Here is a 21,048-nt window from a genome sequence, read left to right on the forward strand (position 1 = left end):
TGTCCCAGTAGCTCAGCTGGATAGAGCAACGGCCTTCTAAGCCGTCGGTCGGGAGTTCGAATCTCTCCTGGGACGCCATTATAGTGCACACAACATCATTTACATACAAAACCCCCGGGATACTTAACAGTTCCCGGGGGTTTTGATTTATGCCATTATGAAGGCTTCTGCTCGGGGGCTGAGAGACTTTCCCTGGATTCTTTTGATCCGGTTGTGAGCCGGCTGATCACCTTCAGGGACTGTTCCGGATTTGAAGACGATACACTTGCCACCTTCCAGCCGCTGTTCTTTAAGTAGAATTTCAAAAGCACCCTATTGACAGGGTTCACTGATCCTGTAAGCAGGGCGATCCGGTAAGGTTCAAGTGCCAGCGGGATGATAACTGAGCCTGACTGGATTCTGCTGCTTACATAGTATCCATTAGCAGTGAGCATGTTGTAAATGGCCTGGTCCTCTTCTGAATCAATCTGCTGAAGATCTTTTCTGACAATAGTAAAACGGGGATGAGACTCCTTTTTCCCCCGAGTCGCGAGGTACAAAGTGATCACTGCGACAACGAGCACTGTGAGAATTTCCGCCAATGCGATCACCCTTCCAAAAATGTTTTCTTACTATTGATTATTTACGTAAAACCGGGACTGAAAACCTGATTTTTAATATTATTTGTTTTTCATAATTTAAATTGATAAACTGAAAGTTAATAACTTTGCTCTTGACAAAGGTGGAACGAATTATGGGAAAACAGAAACAGGGACAGGGTGACAATGTCATCATGTTTCCAGGTCTTGTTGCCCGTCTGGTCGAGAAGGGGATGTCGGCTCTGAAAGAAAAGAAGCACTACGATGCGCTTCGGTACTTTCAGCAGTCTACAGAACTGGAACCGTCGCACCCCCAGGCGCGCTATGGACTCGTCATTACCAATATTGAATTAAACAGGCTCGATGAAGCAAAAAAACACTGTGAGTCGATGCTGAAGGAAGGAATCGGACAGTATTATGAAGTTCTCCAGGTTTACGTCTCCCTCCTTGTACAGCTCGGAGATTATGACGAAGTCGTCACGATCCTTGAAACGGTGATGGCTGAGGACAAGCTGCCGCCGGATATGGCCGAATCGTTCTACCAGCTGCTCGAATTTTCCCGCCAGATGACATCGGAAACAAGCAGTCCCGTTCCTGACGAGGAAGAGCCTGCCGACCAGTTCAGCACGCCTGAAGAGTGGATTGAAACGCTTGAGCGCGGAGACCCGAATCAACAGCTTGGAGCCCTTAAAAAGCTGAGTCAGGTCAATACGGCCCGGGTTGTGGAGGCGTACCGGACATTTTTGAAGGATAAGCAGAACGATCCGGTTTTGAAAAGCTATGTTCTGCAGATGATGAAGGATATGAACATAACAGGCTCATTTGAGGTACATAAGTTCGGCGATACATATTCGATTCAGATCAGTGAACTGGAAGATGTTTTTCATGAACGTTTTGGAAATGAAGTAGCTCGGATTGTGGAAGACCGGCTTGGGCAGGAATCACCGGGTCTTGTGGAAATGGTCATGCAGGTTTGGTGGCATTATCTTTTTGCCATCTATCCTAAATCACCTGTACCACTTGATGCTTCCCTCTGGGCGGCAGCCCTTCATCACCTCGGTACAGAACTGCTGATGGAAAGTGACGGGGAAATGTTGGAAGCCGAAGAGACAGCTGCCTTATACGGCGTTAAGGAAGATGAGCTGAGAGCAGCAGCGGCGCACATCCGTTCCATTGAGACACATCTGTTTCAGTCATAAGATGATGGATACATAGCGATTTGCGATAATTATTGAAAAGAAGTGCACCTATGTTATAATGAAATGGTTTGAAAAGGATAACAGACGTATTTTTATGTTGGAGGGAATAGATTATGAGCGCAAATTTTGAAAAACTCGAAGGCAATTCCGGCGTTCTTACAGTTGAAGTTGACAAAGAACGCGTAAACACTGCTTTGGATGAAGCATTTAAAAAAGTAGTTAAGAAAGTAAACGTACCAGGATTCCGTAAAGGAAAAATTCCTCGTCCGATGTTCGAACAGCGTTTTGGTGTAGAATCACTTTACCAGGATGCCCTTGATATCCTTCTTCCTCAGGCTTATGGAGAAGCGGTTGAGGAAACAGGCATCGAGCCGGTTGACCGTCCTGAAATCGACATCGAAACAATGGAAAAAGGCGAAAACCTTGTTTTCAAGGCTACTGTAACAGTGAAGCCGGAAGTGAAACTCGGCGAGTACAAAGGCCTCGAAGTAGAAGAGGAATCAACTGAAGTAACAGACGAAGACGTTGACAGCGAGATCAAACAGCTTCAGGAAAAGAACGCTGATCTTGTTGCCGTTGAAGACGGAGAAGTTCAGGAAGGCGACACTGTCGTTATGGACTTTGAAGGCTTTGTAGACGGGGAAGCGTTCGAAGGCGGAAAAGCTGAGAACTACTCTCTTGAAATTGGATCCGGTCAGTTTATCCCAGGATTTGAAGAGCAGCTTGTCGGCACGAAAACAGGAACTGACGCTGAAGTAAACGTAGAGTTCCCGGAAGACTATCATTCTGAAGAGCTTGCAGGCAAGCCGGCACTTTTCAAAGTAAAAGTACACGACATCAAGCGTAAAGAGCTTCCAGAGCTTGACGACGAGTTTGCAAAAGATGTGGACGAAGACGTTCAGACGCTTGACGAGCTTAAAAGCAAGCTGAAAGAAAACCTTCAGAAGAGCCGCGAGCAGGAAGCAGACATGAAAAAGCGTGATGCACTTGTGGAACAGGCTGCTGAAAACGCGGAAATCGACATTCCTAAAGCCATGGTGGAAACGGAAACGGACCGCATGCTTCAGGAGTTCGGCCAGCGCCTTCAGGGGCAGGGCATGACACTTGACATGTACTACCAGTTCTCCGGAACGGACGAAGAAGGTATGAAAGCTCAGTTTATGGACGATGCTGAAAAGCGTGTGCGTATGAACCTTACGCTTGAAGCCATTGCGGAAGCTGAAAACCTTGAAGCTTCTGAAGAAGACGTGGAAGCCGAGCTTGATAAAATGGCTGAAACGTACAAGCGTGAAAAAGACGAAATTCGCCAGATCCTTCAGATGCAGGGCGGTACGGAAACACTTAAAGGCGACCTGAAAGTCCGCAAAGCGATTGACTTCCTTGCAGACGAAAGCAAGCCAAAAGCATAACAGAAGGACCGGTCATGATATACAAAGCAAGGTGCGTATGAAAGCGCACCTTGCTTTATACATACATAAAAGGAACGCTGCCCACGCAGCACCTCATCCCCAGGGATAAGTATAATAAGCGCAAAGCAGCAACTGTAATTCACGCTCAATGCCTTACGGGGGCGAGATAAGCCGGGAATTGTAGAATTTCTTTTTCCGGAAATAAAAGGTTAAATTCCGCGGTTTGTGGAAATGGATACATAATAACCGGTCCAAGATTCTTAATCATTGACAGAGGAAAAGCGCTGCTTTATGCTGTAAAAACATCACGTGGAAAGCGTTCTGTTTCAGATGGAATGCTCTGCTGTGATACAATGAAGGCGAATGATCAGAAGCTTTATTTTGGTTTTTCAGCCCGATTGATTTGGAGCCCCGTGATTAAAAACGGGAATGTGAACGTACAATGAGAACATACATGAAAACGAATGACAGAACCCGGAATATCCGTCTCAATAAACTGTACGTCATTGAATAAAGACAAGGGGTGAAGCGGAATGTTTAAATTTAACGAAGAAAAAGGCCAGCTCAAATGTTCATTTTGCGGCAAAACGCAGGATCAGGTCCGCAAACTTGTAGCCGGTCCTGGTGTGTATATATGTGATGAATGCATTGAGCTTTGCACCGAGATCGTGGAAGAGGAGCTTGGAAGCGAAGAGGAAGTGGAAATGGAAGATATTCCAAAACCACAGGAAATTCGCGAAATTCTGAACGATTACGTTATCGGTCAGGACCAGGCGAAGAAATCACTGTCCGTAGCGGTATACAACCACTACAAGCGTGTAAACTCCACGCAGAAAAATGATGAAGTGGAACTTGCCAAAAGTAACATCTGCCTGATCGGACCGACAGGAAGCGGGAAAACCCTTCTTGCTCAAACGCTCGCGCGTATTCTGAACGTGCCGTTTGCAATTGCCGACGCTACGTCTCTTACCGAAGCAGGTTATGTAGGGGAGGATGTAGAGAATATCCTTCTCAAGCTCATCCAGTCTGCAGACTACGATGTGGAAAAGGCCGAGCGCGGCATTATCTACATTGATGAAATCGATAAAGTAGCCCGAAAATCCGAGAACCCGTCCATTACCCGCGATGTTTCCGGTGAAGGGGTGCAGCAGGCACTGCTGAAAATTCTTGAAGGAACAACGGCAAGTGTACCGCCGCAGGGCGGTCGTAAGCATCCCCATCAGGAGTTTATCCAGATTGACACGACGAATGTCCTGTTCATCTGCGGAGGTGCCTTTGACGGGATTGAACAGATTATTAAACGCCGTCTAGGTAAAAAAGTGATCGGTTTCGGTTCCGATGCGTCTAAAGATGACCTTAAAGAAGGACAGTATCTCGCTAAGATCCTTCCGGAAGACCTTCTGCGATACGGACTGATTCCGGAATTCATCGGACGTCTCCCGGTTATCTCAAGTCTTCGTCCCCTTGATGAAGACGCGCTGATTGAAATTCTGACCAAGCCTAAAAACGCCCTCGTTAAGCAGTACCAGAAACTGCTGGAACTTGATGACGTTGAACTGGAGTTTGAAGAAGACGCCCTCGTGGAAGTTGCCAAGCAGGCAATTGAACGGAAAACAGGTGCCCGTGGTCTTCGCTCCATCATTGAAGGTATGATGCTCGATGTGATGTACGAACTGCCGTCCCGCGATGATATCGCCAAATGTGTGATTACGGCCGAAACCGTTCGTGAGCATGCCCGTCCACGTCTGGAAACTTCCGACGGCACGGTTGTGGATGAGAAACAGAACAAGCCAAAAGAGAGTGCGTAAATAAAACGATAAGTTGCTACCAAAACCCTCCGGCAGATGCCGGAGGGTTTTGGTATTGGCTGTTTTCGAACAGAGTGTTGCTATTGACCACTTTATTATGGAGTGAAAGGCGGTGACTCCAGTGGGAATAGCATCAGCGGAAGACCCCGCAGGGCGATTTTCCCGAGGAGGCTGAAGCGATGCCCTCGGAAAGGGTCCGCCTGTAGCGGAATAAAACAACAATCTTTACGAAAACAGCTTTGCTATTTGCTTCTGGAGGGTCATGAGGGCAGTCAACAGACCTGATGTATGGAATAATATGGGTGGATTACATAATCTGAAAGGTATTTAAATAATCTGAATGATATTACATAATCCTGAGCAAAATTGCGTAATTTCGGCTGCTGATTGCATAATATCAAACGAACCCCATGCCTCTGCCCTTCACCTCCGGCAGACCATGGGCAGCAGCGGACTGGTACCGGTGCTAATTATTGCCTAGTGCCTGAACACAGGTTATCCGGGTTGCAAAAGGTCATACTAAGCACCACAGACTTAAAGCACCGGGAGGAATTAACTCATGTCATTTACTGGCTTAGCGTTTGTAATACAATTATTTTTTGGTGTTGTGATCGGCCTTTACTTCTGGAATCTTCTACGTAATCAGCGCTCTCAGCGAGTAAGCGTGGATAAAGAATCCAGAAAAGAAATGGAGCAGCTTAAGAAAATGCGGGCCGTCACTTTAAGTGAACCTCTGGCGGAAAAGGTCAGGCCTAAATCGTTTGATGATATCGTCGGCCAGCAGGACGGAATCCGCTCTCTGCGGGCGGCTCTGTGCGGACCTAATCCCCAGCATGTGATCATCTACGGGCCGCCGGGTGTGGGGAAAACAGCTGCGGCACGCCTCGTGCTGGAAGAGGCTAAAAAGAGCAGTACAACTCCCTTTCGCAGAACTTCTGTATTTATCGAACTGGACGGAGCCACCGCCCGGTTTGATGAACGGGGGATTGCGGATCCTCTCATTGGCTCTGTCCACGACCCGATATACCAGGGAGCCGGTGCCATGGGTCAGGCGGGGATTCCACAGCCCAAACAGGGAGCAGTAACGAAAGCTCATGGCGGCGTATTGTTTATTGACGAAATTGGGGAACTGCATTCCATTCAGATTAACAAGCTTCTTAAGGTGCTTGAAGACCGCCGCGTTTTTCTGGAAAGTGCTTATTACAGCGAGGAAAACGAGCAGATCCCTGAACACATTCATGATATTTTCAAAAACGGGCTTCCGGCTGATTTCAGACTTGTAGGTGCAACAACACGTAATCCGCAGGAAATCCCTCCGGCGATCCGGTCCCGGTGTATGGAAGTGTATTTCAGGGCCCTTACACCGATGGAAATTGAAAAGATTGCGAAGAAAGCGGCTGGCCGCATTCATACCGAGGTGGATGACCAGGTGTACAGCGTCATCGCCAAATACGCTACGAACGGCCGGGAAGCCGTAAACATTATGCAGATTGCCGCCGGAATGGCAACTAGTGAAAACCGGACATGCATTACCGTTAGCGATGTGGAGTGGGTCATTCATTCGAGCCAGCGTGCTCCCCGTCCTGAGAGAAAAATTCATCATGAAGATAAAGTAGGTTTTGTAAACGGTCTGGCTGTGTTCGGCCCGAATCTCGGTGCGCTTCTTGAAATCGAAGTCACCGTTATGAAAAACTCGGGCAAAGGGACGATAAATATTACCGGGATCGCCGAAGAGGAAAGCACAGGCGACCAGACACGCCAGATCAAACGAAAAAGTATGGCTAAAGGTTCTGTGGAAAACGTGGTAACGGTGCTCAGGCACATGGGCATCGCCACTTACGATTACGACATTCACGTGAATTTCCCGGGAGGAGCGCCGGTGGACGGTCCGTCAGCAGGGATTTCCATTGCCACGGCCATTTATTCTTCAATTCATAAGGTTCCGGTCAGTCATAAAGTGGCCATGACAGGAGAACTGAGTATCCACGGAAACGTCAAACCGATTGGCGGCGTTGTGGCAAAGGTGGAAGCAGCCAAACAGGCCGGAGCCAGTGCCGTCATTATTCCAAAAGAAAACCTGCAGGCGATCCTGACGGAAATGGATGGCATTATGATTCATGCAGTGGAATCATTCAGCGAAGTTCTTGAACTGGCACTTAAGGGAGAAGAGATGAAGGAAGAGGAAAATGTGCTACCGGCGGCAGCCGGATCTGTGCAGGAAGCTAAAATCTGACATAAGAGACGGTCGTGAAGTAAGGTGGAAACATTTCTTTTTTCCCAAAAGGGCGAATGGCTCTCAGAAGAGGGGCGGGTCACATGCGGCCCGGTCCCTTTTGTTTGCCGGGATAGAGCGTGGTTTATTAGACATTGCCCAGGCAATAGGATAAAATTGAACAAGATTACATTTGTCATCGGATTCCCTTTTCAGACAGTAAAAAAGGATTTGAAATGACGTGGAGGTGGATTACATAATGAGCAACAGCGAACAGCGAACGCTGCCTTTACTTCCGCTTCGGGGACTTCTCGTTTATCCGACGATGGTCCTTCATTTGGATGTAGGGAGAAATAAATCGGTTCAGGCACTTGAACGTGCCATGGTGGAAGAGCACGAAATCTTTCTCGCCACTCAAAAAGAGATCAGTGTGGATGAACCTTCTTCTGAAGATATATATCATGTGGGTACACTTGCCAAGGTAAAGCAGATGCTCAAACTTCCGAACGGCACGATCCGTGTGCTGGTTGAAGGACTCCGCCGCGGGGAAATCAGTGAGTTCCATGACCGGGATGAGTACTATGAAGCAACCATTGATGTGAGGGAGGAGCGCCATGAAGCGACTGTTGAGGAACAGGCGCTTATGCGTAACGTCCTCGAACAGTTTGAGCAGTATATTAAGCTGTCCAAGAAAATTTCTCAGGAGACGTTTGCCTCTGTTTCGGATATTATCGAGCCGGGCAGAATGGCGGATATCATTGCCTCCCATCTGCCGCTTAAAATTGTCCAGAAGCAGGATATTCTTGAGACCCATTCTCCCGAGGAGCGCCTGAACAAGATTCTCCGTATTCTGAGCAATGAAAAGGAAGTGCTCGGGCTCGAGAAGAAGATCGGTCAGCGCGTGAAAAAGTCAATGGAAAAAACGCAGAAGGAGTACTACCTTCGCGAGCAGATGAAGGCGATTCAGAAAGAGCTTGGGGACAAGGAAGGCAAAGAAGGTGAAATTGCGGAGCTAAAAGATAAGATTGCGAAGGCGCAGATGCCGGAAGCGATCGAAGAAAAGGCGTACAAAGAGCTTGGCCGCTATGAAAAAATGCCGGCGAGCTCTGCGGAAAGCTCTGTAATCCGCAATTATATTGAATGGCTTGCCCTTATTCCATGGCACAAGGAAACGAAGGACCTCCTTGATATTCACCGTTCTGAGGAAATTCTGGACGAAGATCATTACGGGCTTGAAAAGGTGAAGGAGCGGGTGCTTGAATACCTTGCTGTTCAGGAGCTCACCAATGAGCTTAAAGGGCCGATCCTCTGTCTTGCGGGGCCTCCGGGAGTAGGGAAAACGTCCCTTGCCCGTTCGATTGCCCGGTCTCTTGACCGCAACTTTGTCCGTATGAGTCTCGGAGGTGTCCGTGACGAAGCGGAAATCCGCGGTCACCGCCGTACGTATGTCGGCGCCATGCCGGGCCGGATTATTCAGGGCATGAAAAAGGCAGGTTCCGTGAACCCTGTTTTTCTTCTGGATGAAATTGATAAAATGGCAAACGACTTTCGCGGCGACCCATCATCTGCGCTTCTTGAAGTGCTCGATCCGGAGCAGAACAACACGTTCAGCGATCACTTTATTGAAGAACCGTACGATCTGTCGAAAGTCATGTTCGTTACCACTGCAAACAATATCTCGCGGATCCCTGGTCCTCTGATGGACCGTATGGAAGTGATTCATATTCCGGGCTACACCGAAGTGGAGAAGCTGGAAATCGCCAAAGGATATCTTCTCCCGAAACAGATGAAGGATCACGGTCTGAACAAAAGCCGCCTTCAGGTAAAAGAGGAAGCGATTTTAAAGGCTATCCGCTACTATACGCGTGAAGCAGGTGTTCGTAATCTTGAACGCCAAATGGCCTCTCTTTGCCGGAAAGCGGCGAAGATGATCGTCTCCGGTCAGAAAAAACGGGTGGTTCTGACCGAAAACACGGTGGAACAGATGCTCGGAAAACCGAAGTTCCGCTACGGGAAGGCAGAGGAGGAGGATCAGATCGGTGCGGCGACAGGTCTTGCTTACACGACCGCCGGCGGAGATACCCTGACAATTGAGGTCAGTCTCTCACCGGGAAAAGGCAAGCTGACGCTTACCGGTAAACTGGGCGATGTGATGAAAGAGTCGGCCCAGGCGGCCTTCAGCTATATCCGGTCCAAATCGGATGAGCTGTCGATCGATCCGGCCTTTAATGAAAAAAATGATATTCACATCCACGTACCGGAAGGCGCCATTCCGAAAGACGGTCCGTCAGCAGGGATCACGATGGCAACAGCGCTCATTTCGGCGCTAACAGACCGCCCGGTGCGAAAGGAAGTGGGCATGACCGGAGAAATTACACTTCGGGGACGTGTGCTTCCGATCGGCGGACTGAAGGAAAAATCTATGAGCGCCCACCGGGCAGGGCTCACGACGATCATCATGCCGAAAGACAATGAGAAAGATCTTGAGGATATTCCGGAGAGCGTGAAAAAAGACTTAACATTTATCGCTGTTTCACACTTGGATGAAGTGCTGAAGCATGCATTGGCAGGGGAAAAGAAATGAAAGTAATCGAAGCAGATCTCGTCATCAGTGCGGGGAGAGCAGACCAGTTTCCTCCGGGACCGTTCCCGGAGGTGGCACTGTCCGGGCGTTCCAACGTCGGGAAGTCATCATTTATCAATACCATTCTTGCCCGCAAGGCGCTGGCACGAACGTCCCAGCGCCCGGGGAAGACTCAGACACTGAACTTTTACAAAATTAACGACCGGTTTCACTTTGTGGACGTACCGGGTTACGGCTATGCGAAGGTGTCCAAGAAGGAACGGGATGCTTGGGGGCGCCTCATGGAAACGTATTTTGAGACCCGTGAGCAGCTCCGTGGTGTCGTCCTTCTGGTGGATGTGCGTCACAAGCCGACCGAAGACGACCGCATGATGTACGACTGGCTGAAGCACCATGAACAGAAAGTGATCGTGGTGGCAACGAAAGCGGATAAAATTTCAAAAGGCAAACAGCAGAAGCAGCTGGCTGTGATCAAGCGTGACCTCGACGTGTCCCCGGAGGATCCGGTGGTTTTGTTCTCATCTGAGACAGGCCTGGGCAAAGACAAGGCGTGGCGTGAAATCAGCGATGCGCTGTTCGGCTGAAACTAGAAACTGCAGGAGACCCCCGGAAGATAAGGGGTCTCTTTTTTCGTCTGTACTGCGAAGATTTCAAAACGGAGCTCTCAGGAAGTGATGGGGAGGGCTTAGGGTCCATTGACGAAACAGCTTAAACTTTGGGTGAACCACCTTAAAATATTTTGAACTATCGTAAACCTTGGATGAACCACCGTAAAATCATATGAACCACCTTAATCCGGCTCCCAGCCATCTTAAATCCTCCGCCAGTCCCATAAAAACAAGGTGACTTCTGCACGCATAACGTTTGTAAAAACAATGCCGCCCTTATAGAATAGGATTAAGTTTACAAAATTTAACTTAAATAATTGTAAGTGGCGAAAGGGGAACTCTACGGTGGCATATCGCTGGATATACCTGCTTCCGATCCTTTGGATCATAGGAGCAGTCTTTCTTTTTTTACAGTCACCGAATTTGGATGAACTGGTCAGGGAACGAGGTCAGGCAGGGGTACCTGATGGCTATCCTTCGCAGATGGCAGACGATCTTCTAGCACAGAATGAAGGTGCTTCAGGAGAGACCGTTCTTGCGGTTTATACAAGTGATGCAGCCTTAACGGAGGCGGAGCTTGCAGATATCGAAAGTACCCTCAATCAGATTCCCGATGAGATCGGAGAATACCCGGTCGAAGAGGTTGTCACCCCATTTGATTCTGATGAGAACAGGGAACTGCTCATCAGTGATGATGAAACAACGGCATTGGCATTTGTTCAGATGGATATGCTCTTTAGTGATACTGCAGCGGTGAGAGATGATCTGAATCGGACGCTGGCTGCTGAGTCGGTGTCAACGCTTATATCCGGATCATCGGTGATTGAAGACGATGTGATTATCAGTTCGGAGGAAGGCCTTGCCACAACCGAAGTGATTACAGTCATTTTTGTACTAATTATTTTGTTCCTTGTGTTCAGGTCTCTAGCTGCGCCTCTGGTTCCCCTTGTTACCGTAGGGGCTTCGTACGTAGTCAGTATCGGCATCGTATCCTATCTGGTTGATTACGCTGGTTTTCCGGTTTCGAACTTCACGCAGATTTTTATTGTGGCTGTTCTCTTCGGGATTGGAACCGACTATTGTATTCTTCTCCTTAACCGGTTCAAGTCAGAGCTTCTTGAAGCGGAAGACCGTGTTGAAGCGATGCGAAGAACCTTTAAAGCAGTCGGACCAACTGTGTTTTCAAGCGCGTTAACCGGCTTCATCGGCTTTTTTGCGATCGGGTTTGCCCAGTTTGACCTTTACCGCTCTGCCATGGGAGTCAGTGTAGGTATAGTCGTGCTTGTGGCGGCGATCTGGGTATGGGTGCCGGTTGCCATGATACTGCTCGGTGAAAAGCTTTACTGGCCTTCGCGCTCTGGACTGCAGGTAAAGCCGAGCCGAACGTGGGGAGCCCTTGGGAGGTTTTCGCTCTATAAACCCGGCTGGACGATGCTGATTCTTGCCGCTGTCTTTGTCCCGGCCGTTCTTACTTATAATAATGCCACGTCATTTAACTCTCTTGATGAAATCGGGGACGAGTTTGAATCCGTTCAGGCCTTTCATGTGATTACAGATAAATTTGGAGACGGTGAGATGTTTCCGGCAACTGTTGTGATTGAACACGATGAAAGGTGGGACAGTCAGGAGTGGCTGCCGTATATTGAGCTTGTCACTTATGAACTGGAGAAAATCGATGGTGTTCAGGAGGTCAGAAGTGCAACCAGACCGGAAGGAAGCCGGGTAGAAGAATTTACAGTCCCGTATCTTGCTGGTGAGCTGGCTGATGGAACGGAGGAAATCAGAGACGGACTTGAAGAGCTGAGTGAGGGTTTGGCCGAACTGGCTGATGAACTTCGTGATGAGGAACAGTCCGTAGATGGTGAGGACGGTTCTGAGGCTCTTTCAGAAGGAGCCGAAGAACTGGCTGATGGAGCACAGGAGATTGAAGCAGGTCTTGCACAAACGGGTTCCGGCACTGGTGAAGCGGCAGACAGTACGGCTCAGCTCGAACAGCGCCTGTCTGTTCTGAACGAACAACTGGCTTCACTGGCTCAGCAGCTCCCTCCTGGAAGCGGTATTGATGAACTGCAGGGCGGTTTCGCAGAGGTGCAGGGAGGGTTGGCCGAGTTAACGGCCGGTCTTGAGGAGCTGGCGGTGGCACAGTCAGAGCTCGAAGACGGGGCCGGGGAACTGGCTGGAGGCGCAGAGGAGCTTGCTGAAGGGCAGGAGGAACTGACAGCGGCCCTCAACGATATCGAAACGGCGTTTTCCGAGGTGGCAGACGGCCTTGACGAGGCTGTGGAAGGACTTGAAGAACTGGAGGAAGGTCTCGAGGAAGTGGAAGACCTGCTTACGGAACTTGCCGGTCAGTCTCAGCATCCTCTACAGGGATTTTTTGTCCCGGCAGAGGCGTTTGAGGAAGGTGATCTCGACGGAATTTGGGATGCCTACACCACACCGAATAGACTTGTCACGACTATAGATGTGATTTTTGCGATTAACCCGTATAGTAACGAGGCGATGGATACAGCCAGGCTCATTGAAGAACGGGCCCTTCTGGCTTTAAGGGGGACGCCGCTTGAGGATGCACCGGTTGCTGTCGGAGGACTTTCCAGTGTCAATCTGGATTTGCAGACGATCTCAAATGATGATTTTCTGCGTACGGCTCTGATTATGCTCGCTGGAATCTTTATCGTTCTCGTAGTACTTCTGAAGTCACTGATTATGCCGTTGTACATTCTTGTGTCACTTGTTTTGACCTATATTGTTTCCATATCATTTACCGAATTTGTTTTTGTAACACTGCTTGGCTACCCTGGCGTTACGTGGGCAGTACCGTTCTTCGGCTTTATTATGCTCATGGCTCTCGGCGTGGATTATTCAATCTTTTTGATGACCAGGTTTGCCGAGGATGTGCAGACGAACGAAGACATCAGGGAAGCAGCTCTTTACGCTATGAAACAGATCGGTACCGTCGTCCTTTCTGCTGCAGTCATTCTTGCAGGCACATTCGGGGCGATGATGCCTTCAGGCGTGCTCAGCCTCATGCAGATCGGAACCCTAGTCCTGACCGGACTTCTCCTGTATGCTGTCATCATGCTGCCATTGTTTATTCCCGTCATGATCGGTCTATTCGGAGAACGAAACTGGTGGCCGTTCAGACGGCCTTCCTGAGTAGGAAAGACACAGGTGAAGCTTGCCTGTGTCTTTTTTCTCATCAAAGATCGGTTTCCATTATTTAAAAAGCGGGTAAAAGTATATATCTTATTTTCCCGTTATATAAAAAGGTGAATGCCAAAACGCCCATACAGGGGAGCATCAAAGAGTAAATGTATGGATTTTACATAAAAGCATGGTAAACTGTTGAAAACAACCTTAATTTGACTGTAAATTTGGAATTTGCTCTTTTGTGCGCCGATTTAATGCTTTGCTATGATAGTAAAGCAATGAAGGGGACTCACCAGCAGAAACACGCCCGAATTGATTGGGCAAAACATAATAAAGGGGAGAACCAAAGATGAAGAAGTACTTAAAAGGTATTGTCCCTGTGACACTCGCAGCAACGATGGTCCTGGCTGCCTGCGGTGAAGGGGATGAAGAAGAGACAGACACAGGTGCTGACGGGGACGGTGAAGAAACAGCCGATGACAACGGCGAAGAAACCGATTCACCGGGAGATGAAGTTGATTACGATGAATATACCCTTGAAGACGGAAAATTTGTCTTCGCTTTATCCGGGGAGTACCGTCCATTCAATTATGTTGATGAAACGAACAATTTAGTAGGGTTTGACGTGGATATCGGAATGGCGATTGCAGACGAACTCGGACTTGAAGGTGAGCCGTATCAGATTACGTGGAATTCCATTATTCTGGGTTTGAATGACAACCGTTATGACGCGATTATCGGAAGTATGGGAATCACGGAAGAACGTCAGGAAAACGTGGCATTCTCCGACCCGTACTACTACTCCGGAGCACAGGTGTTTACCCGTTCCGACAGCGACATTCAGTCTCTTGAAGATATTGATGAAAATACTGAGGTAGCGGTAGCTGAAGGAACAACATATCATACGATGATTCAGGATTATTCGGAAGAGATTGTTACTTACGACTCTGACGTGGTTGCCCTTCAGACTCTATCCCAGGGGCGTCATGATGCAGTTATTACCGACCGCCTGGTAGGGCTGATTAACATTGAAGATCAGGGTCTTGATATTGAGCTTCGTGGTGATCTGATTGATTCAGAGGAAATGGCGATTGCCCTTCGTCACGATGAGGACGAGCTGATGGAAGGCATTAACCAGGCTCTTGAAAATATCCGTGAAAGCGGGTTATATGAAGAAATCAACCAGCGTTACTTCGATGAAGATATCGGTGAAGGCAACTAATAAACATAGCGATAAACTCCGGAAAAATGTGTGCGGGCTTCGTGCACATTTTTCCCTCTTAAAAGAGGTGACAGTATGATAGTAGCCAATGTATTCAGTCTCGATACTTTCTTTTCCGAGTTGATCAGAACTTATCCGTTCTTTTTTGAAGCTGCCTGGATGACCATTCGGATCACGATTGCAGCGGTCATTCTTGGTACGATTATCGGTGTCTTTGTAGCTTTATTAAAGCTTTCCAACCCTGTACTGAGGGTAATTGCAGATATTTACATTACCATTATCCGCGGAACCCCTCTAATCGTGCAGATTTTCGTCCTTTTCTACGGATTAACCGGCATCGTGCAGCTTTCGGCTTTCTGGGCCGCATCCTTTGCGCTCGCCGTACATAACTCAGCGTACATTGCCGAAATTTTCAGAGGGGCGATTCAATCCATTGATAAAGGACAGATGGAAGCCGGGCGGTCCCTGGGTATGACCAGGGGAACAACGATGAAGCGGATCATTATGCCCCAGGCTCTTCGCCGGGCGGTCCCGCCGCTTGGGAATCAGTTTATTATTGCTCTCAAAGATTCCTCTCTGGCAGCATTCGTAGGGATCGGGGAACTGTTCCGGCTGTCCCAGGGTATTGCTGCAGCAACATTTAATACACTGGAAACCTACGTCATTGCAGCTGTATATTATCTCGCGCTCGTTATGATCCTCACCTGGATTGTGAATATGGTGGAGCGCAGGCTGTCAATAAGTGACCGATAGGAGGCAAAAGATATGAAAGAAATGATACGTGTGGAAAAACTGAATAAATCCTTCGGGGATCTTCATGTCCTGAAAGACGTGGACCTTGAAGTCTATGAAAATGAAGTGGTATGTCTGATCGGTGCCAGCGGCTCCGGTAAAAGTACGCTGCTCCGCTGCCTCAATTTTCTCGAAGTGAAAAACGATGGAAAAGTTATTTTTGATGGTGACACAATCGAGCTTAAGACGCACAATATTAACGAAATCCGACAGCAGGTTGGCATGGTGTTTCAGCATTTTAATCTTTTTCCCCATAAGACCGTACTTGAAAATGTGATGGAAGCCCCGCTGATGGTCAAGAAAATTCCGCGGAAGCAGGCGGAACAGGAGGGAAAAGAACTTCTTGATAAAGTGGGCCTGGGTGACAAATACCACGTTTATCCGAGCAAACTGTCCGGTGGCCAGAAGCAGCGTGTCGCCATCGCCCGCGCGCTTGCCATGAGACCGAAGATTATGCTGTTTGACGAACCTACCTCGGCACTCGACCCTGAACTTGTAGGCGAGGTGCTCGAGACAATGAAACAGCTTGCCAGAGAGGGGATGACGATGATCGTCGTTACCCACGAAATGGGCTTTGCAAGGGAAGTGGCGGACCGGACCGTTTACATGCATGACGGACGCATTGTGGAAACGGGCGAATCCAAGGAATTCTTCGCCAATCCAAAGGAAAAGCGGACGCAGGAGTTTTTAAGCAAGGTCCTGTAAGAGACACAGATTAAAGGATACTTAATCAGATAAGAAGGCCCTCACCGGCAAAGGTGGGGGCCCTTCGTTTTTGGTGGGAGCGGCGCGGGGGGAGGGGGAATCAGGACAAACTCAAGAAGCGGGGCAGTTATGTCCTGAAAAGAGCAGAATTGATACATAACTCAGGGAGGCGGGAGAGTTATGTTTTAACTTTGGTAAAGTCAGGACTTACATTTTAATAATGCTCTGACTGGAGGGTGGGATTTTATGTGGTTTAGCTTATAAATCTGGTTTTCCGCTTATAAACTGAATATCTCGCTTATGAATCAATTTTTCCGCTCATAAATTTAATACATCGCTTATAAATGCGTATTTTCGCTTATAACTGGCGACCGTGGCGTCATTATATCCTAACTTCGTAATAGTCAGAACATTTCCTGCCACACTAATAATGATTCAAGGCAATTTATTTATACCCATATGTAGGCTGCGTTCTGCCCGAAAGATTAAAAAAACGGTGGCAGGGTACACTATCCTAAGAAGAACATGGGAAAAGCACCATCATCTGCGCCGGCTTCATTAAAGTTTCACAGTCTGTTCAAACCTTTGTTTTTGTCCGGCATACGCCAAATGTTATAATATAGTCAGTATGCATGAGTCATACCTTTCACTGTGGAGGTCAGACATGTTACAATAGTTCCGGTATGCAGATGTTCGTTTTATTATGACATTTTTTACGACAGTCATTTGTCACATAGATATAAAGAACCCGGGCATCGATAGACGGGTTATTATTCGGGGGTGAAACAATGCACATCCTTGTTGTTAGCTTGAACTATAAAACAACACCGGTCGAAATTCGAGAAAAATTCACGTTTCAGAATGACCTCGAGGGTGCATTAACGAAACTGAGAAACTCTAAAAGTATGCTTGAGTGTGTAATTGTCTCCACGTGCAACCGTACGGAGGTTTATGCCGTTGTGGATCAGCTCCACACCGGGCGGTACTATACAAAAGCATTTCTTTCAGAGTGGTTTAATATGCCGAAAGAAGACTTTACGCCATTTCTTCAGATTCGGGAAGATGAAAGTGCGGTCGAGCACCTTTACCGGGTTACGTGCGGGCTCGATTCCATGATTGTCGGTGAAACTCAGATTCTCGGCCAGATCCGTAACAGTTTTCAGACTGCGCAGACACAAGGGACAACCGGCACCGTGTTTAACCATCTCTTTAAAGAGGCGGTTACACTCGCCAAGCGTGCCCATTCTGAGACAAGCATCGGGGAAAATGCCGTAAGTGTGAGCTACGCTGCGGTTGAGCTGGGGAAAAAGATCTTTGGGGACTTCGGTGAAAAAGAAGTGCTCGTGCTTGGTGCGGGCAAAATGAGTGAACTAACAGCGAAGCACCTTCATACGAGCGGTGTGAATGATATTACGGTTATGAACCGGACGGCGGAAAAAGGACAGGAGCTGGCTTCGAAGTTTAACGGGGCTGCACGTTCCATGTCAGAAATGGACGACGCCCTGAAAACGGCCGATATTATGATCAGTTCCACCGGCTCGACGGAATACGTCCTGTCCAGAGCCAGAATGGCCGCACTTACGAAAAAGCGGAACGGCCGCCCTCTGTTTCTTGTTGATATTGCCGTTCCCCGGGATATCGATCCGGGAGTAGGCGAGCTTGATAACGTGTACCTGTACGATATTGACGATCTGCAGGGCATCGTGGCTGCCAACCTGGAAGTCCGTCAGAAAGAAGCGGAAAAAATTGAGCTTATGATTGAAGAAGGCCTCGTGGCATTCGGCCAGTGGCTGGACCAGCTTGGGGTTGTACCGATCATTTCCGCTCTCAGAACGAAAGCTCTTTCCGTACAGGCGGAAACGATGGAGAGCCTGGAGCGGAAGCTGACTGATCTTACGGAACGTGAAAAGAAAGTAATCCGCAAGCATATGAAAAGCATTATCAACCAGATCCTCCGCGACCCGATTACGACAGTGAAAGAGCTCCCTGAAGAAGCCAATGCCGAGGAGTCCCTGGCTCTTGTTACAAAATTGTTCGGTATTGAAGAGGAACTCGAAAAGAATGCAATGCCTAAATCCCAGATTCAGATTAATAAAGCGGAACGGGAATGGAACATCCAGAAGCGCAGAGCAGAACTGGCAGACCGCAACAGTGTAAAAGAGTCTGTAAAAGCTCTGGCCCGGTCATAATGACAGCAGGAGACGGGCTATGCTGAACGCTCTTTATCTTCTAATTATCGTTCTTTATCTTCTCAGTGTACTCGGGTATTTTATTGATTTTATACAAACCAGCCAGAAGGTGAATCGAATTGCCTTCTGGTTGCTTTCTATCGTCTGGCTTCTGCAGCTGTTTTTCTTTGTGCTCAGGATGCTTGAATATAACCGGCTGCCCTTGATGACGATCTTTGAAGGGCTTTTTCTATACGCGTGGATACTGGTAACATTTTCATTAATTATCAACCGTCTGTTTAAGATGGATTTTCTGATCTTTTTCGTCAATGTTGTCGGGTTCGTAATTATGACCATCAGTGTATTCGCCCCAACCGGTGATGCGCCGGAGCAGCTTCAGAACCTTCTTCTCACCGAACTTCTCGTCATCCACGTGAGCGTCATTCTTCTGTCCTACGGGGCATTTACCCTTTCGTTTGCCTTTTCGTTTATGTACATGCTTCAGCATTTTATGCTTAAAGGGAAACAGTGGGGAAAACGGATGTACCGGATCGGTGATCTTGCGAAGCTGGAGCGTTTTTCCTATGTGTTCGCACTCTTTGGTTTTCCGCTTATGGTCGTCGGGCTGATTCTCGGCGTGATCTGGGCCTGGATCGAGTTTGGTACTGTACCGTGGTTCGATCTTAAAGTGATATCAAGCTTTGTGGTGATCGGAGTGTACGGTTTCTATCTGTTTGACTATGTGGTAAACAGGAAAAGGGGATACAGCCTGGCACTTTTAAATATAGCAGCCTTTCTTGTACTGCTTATTAATTACTTTCTTTCAAGCTCGTTTTCTGAATTTCATCTATGGTATTAAATTCACCTATATAATCGGAGGTCTTTATGCGAAAAATTGTCATTGGTTCAAGACGCAGTAACCTTGCCCTCACCCAGACGAAATGGGTCATTAGTGAGCTTGAAAAGCTCGGACTCCCATTCGAATTTGAAATTAAGGAGATCGTCACTAAAGGGGACAAAATCCTTGATGTGACCCTTTCAAAAGTCGGAGGCAAAGGCCTGTTTGTAAAAGAAATTCAAAAAGCGATGTTCGATAAGGAAATTGATATGAGCGTCCACAGCCTGAAGGACCTTCCTTCCGGTGAAACAGAAGGATTGACGATTGCCTCTGTTCCTAAGCGGGTTGACCCACGGGATGCGTTTATTTCCGAAAGCGGCAAAACACTGAAGGAACTGCCTGCAGGTTCCATTGTTGGAACAAGCAGTCTCCGTCGTTCCGCCCAGGTTCTGGCTGAGCGCCCGGACCTTGAAATCCAATGGATCCGCGGGAACATTGACACACGCCTCAGAAAGCTGCGCGAAGAAAACTTCGATGCGATTATTCTTGCAGCAGCAGGGCTTGAGCGTGTCGGCTGGACGGATGACATCGTAACGGAATTTCTTGAGCCCGAAGTGTCACTGCCGGCAGTCGGCCAGGGCGCGCTCGGAATTGAGTGCCGTGCAGACGATCATGAACTGATTGATCTTCTGAAAAAAATTAACGACGCCGTAACAGCGCGAACGACAGCAGCTGAAAGGGCGTTTCTTCATAAAGTAGAGGGCGGATGCCAGGTGCCGATTGCCGGTCACGCTAAAATGCTGGAGGACGGCCGTGTGGAACTTACGGCACTAGTAGCTTCACCTGACGGCAAGCAGGTGTTTAAACGGACCGAAGCAGGCGAAGATCCTGCAGCAGTGGGTGAAAGTGTGGCATCGGTACTTCTTGGTGAAGGAGCTAAAGAAGTGCTCGATCAGGTGAAACAGGAGCTCGATCTGTAAGTGGCCGGCCTTCTTGAGGGAGTGACTGTCGCAAACACCAGGGCAGCTCACCAGGCTGCTCAATTTTCAGCGCTGATCAGAGAACACGGCGGCAGCACTTTTGAGGCTCCTTTGATTAAAGTCTTTTTATCAGAGGATGTGAGGGAGGAAAGTAATGTTTTCTCCCGTCTTCATTCCTTTGATGCGATTATCTTTACCAGCACAAACGCTGTAGCATTTACACTGGAGGCACTAGAGGAAGCCGGCCTTTCCGTACAGGATCTGGCCCGAGTGCCGGTGGCCTGCGTAGGCACCAAAACAGAGGCTGCTCTAACGGAACATGGGATTTCTGTCTCCTATATGCCGGACAGGTTTGATGCGGAGAACCTTGCCGCTGAACTCATCCGTCATTTGTCCAAAGGAAGCTGCGTACTTTATCCCAGAAGCCGGATGGCCCGCACAGTACTTAAGGATACGCTAACCGCCAGGGGGATTTATGTGGAAGATCCGGTCATTTATGATACGGGCCCTGATGATCAAGGCGCCATGCGACTTAAGAAGGCGGTCTTAGCCCGTCAAACGGATGTGATTCCGTTTTTCAGCCCCTCAGCCGTACGTGCTTTCTTCAGCCATCTTAGTATGGAGGAACGTGAGCAGATAAGCAGGACATGCCTCATCGCTGCGATCGGACCGGTAACAGAACAAGCACTCAGACAGGAGAGGGTGACGCACTATACAGTCGCCCGGAGGTACACGGCAGAAGGAATGATTGAAGCTGTCGCCGACGCCCTATCCTAGCCCGGCTATTAAAGTTTT

15 protein-coding genes and 1 tRNA gene are annotated in these 21,048 nt (G+C 48.4%); 15 read left to right on the forward strand and 1 reads right to left on the reverse strand.

Translation table 11 applies throughout. The features are described 5' to 3' along the window. The first annotated feature begins 1 nt into the window (after position 1). Positions 2-78 (forward strand) — tRNA-Arg (locus tag CR205_RS01500). A 77-nt stretch (positions 79-155) separates the two neighbouring features. Here the strand turns inward: CR205_RS01500 and CR205_RS01505 are convergent. After that, on the reverse strand, positions 156-581 hold the full coding sequence (locus CR205_RS01505) for a hypothetical protein (protein ID WP_110516251.1): 426 nt from the start codon (positions 579-581) through the stop codon (positions 156-158). A gap of 152 nt (positions 582-733) precedes the next feature. On the opposite strand from CR205_RS01505, the gene CR205_RS01510 reads away from it, so the two are divergent. From CR205_RS01510 to CR205_RS01575, 14 genes are all read left to right on the forward strand, one after another. After that, positions 734-1,777 (forward strand): tetratricopeptide repeat protein, encoded by a 1,044-nt coding sequence (locus CR205_RS01510; RefSeq protein ID WP_110516253.1) that lies wholly within the window; start codon positions 734-736, stop codon positions 1,775-1,777. A gap of 113 nt (positions 1,778-1,890) precedes the next feature. Then, positions 1,891-3,186 (forward strand): trigger factor, encoded by a 1,296-nt coding sequence (tig, locus tag CR205_RS01515; protein ID WP_110516255.1) that lies wholly within the window; start codon positions 1,891-1,893, stop codon positions 3,184-3,186. 533 nt (positions 3,187-3,719) lie between these two features. Continuing rightward, entirely contained in the window at positions 3,720-4,994 is a 1,275-nt protein-coding gene (clpX, locus tag CR205_RS01520) for an ATP-dependent protease ATP-binding subunit ClpX (RefSeq protein WP_110516257.1), read from the forward strand. 559 nt (positions 4,995-5,553) lie between these two features. Further along, positions 5,554-7,227 (forward strand): ATP-dependent protease LonB, encoded by a 1,674-nt coding sequence (gene lonB, locus CR205_RS01525; protein ID WP_110516260.1) that lies wholly within the window; start codon positions 5,554-5,556, stop codon positions 7,225-7,227. Positions 7,228-7,465: 238 nt separating this feature from the next. Further along, positions 7,466-9,790 (forward strand): endopeptidase La, encoded by a 2,325-nt coding sequence (gene lon, locus CR205_RS01530; RefSeq protein WP_110516262.1) that lies wholly within the window; start codon positions 7,466-7,468, stop codon positions 9,788-9,790. After that, the gene (gene yihA / locus CR205_RS01535; RefSeq protein WP_110516264.1) at positions 9,787-10,374 is read left to right on the forward strand and encodes a ribosome biogenesis GTP-binding protein YihA/YsxC; all 588 of its coding nucleotides are present in this window, start codon (positions 9,787-9,789) and stop codon (positions 10,372-10,374) included. The genes lon and yihA overlap by 4 nt, the downstream gene beginning before the upstream one ends. Positions 10,375-10,743: 369 nt before the next feature. Further along, positions 10,744-13,554 (forward strand): MMPL family transporter, encoded by a 2,811-nt coding sequence (locus tag CR205_RS01540; protein ID WP_110516267.1) that lies wholly within the window; start codon positions 10,744-10,746, stop codon positions 13,552-13,554. Between the two features lie 343 nt (positions 13,555-13,897). Then, a complete protein-coding gene (locus tag CR205_RS01545) occupies positions 13,898-14,770 on the forward strand; it encodes a transporter substrate-binding domain-containing protein (RefSeq protein WP_110516269.1) in 873 nt (290 codons plus the stop codon). 75 nt (positions 14,771-14,845) lie between these two features. Then, positions 14,846-15,523 (forward strand): amino acid ABC transporter permease, encoded by a 678-nt coding sequence (locus tag CR205_RS01550; protein WP_110516271.1) that lies wholly within the window; start codon positions 14,846-14,848, stop codon positions 15,521-15,523. Between the two features lie 21 nt (positions 15,524-15,544). Beyond that, a complete protein-coding gene (locus CR205_RS01555) occupies positions 15,545-16,267 on the forward strand; it encodes an amino acid ABC transporter ATP-binding protein (protein ID WP_110519610.1) in 723 nt (240 codons plus the stop codon). 788 nt (positions 16,268-17,055) lie between these two features. Continuing rightward, positions 17,056-18,456 carry a glutamyl-tRNA reductase gene (gene hemA / locus CR205_RS01560; protein WP_110516273.1) on the forward strand — a complete coding sequence of 467 codons (1,401 nt, stop codon included), beginning with the start codon at positions 17,056-17,058 and terminating at the stop codon, positions 18,454-18,456. 19 nt (positions 18,457-18,475) lie between these two features. Then, positions 18,476-19,294 carry a cytochrome C assembly family protein gene (locus CR205_RS01565; protein ID WP_110516275.1) on the forward strand — a complete coding sequence of 273 codons (819 nt, stop codon included), beginning with the start codon at positions 18,476-18,478 and terminating at the stop codon, positions 19,292-19,294. Between the two features lie 26 nt (positions 19,295-19,320). Further along, positions 19,321-20,253, forward strand: a complete 933-nt coding sequence (gene hemC, locus CR205_RS01570) for a hydroxymethylbilane synthase (protein WP_110516277.1) — start codon at positions 19,321-19,323, stop codon at positions 20,251-20,253. Next, positions 20,254-21,030, forward strand: coding sequence for a uroporphyrinogen-III synthase (locus tag CR205_RS01575; RefSeq protein WP_110516279.1), 777 nt, complete (start codon positions 20,254-20,256; stop codon positions 21,028-21,030). The last annotated feature ends 18 nt before the right edge of the window (positions 21,031-21,048 follow it).

Source organism: Alteribacter lacisalsi, from assembly GCF_003226345.1.
Lineage (GTDB): Bacteria > Bacillota > Bacilli > Bacillales > Salisediminibacteriaceae > Alteribacter > Alteribacter lacisalsi.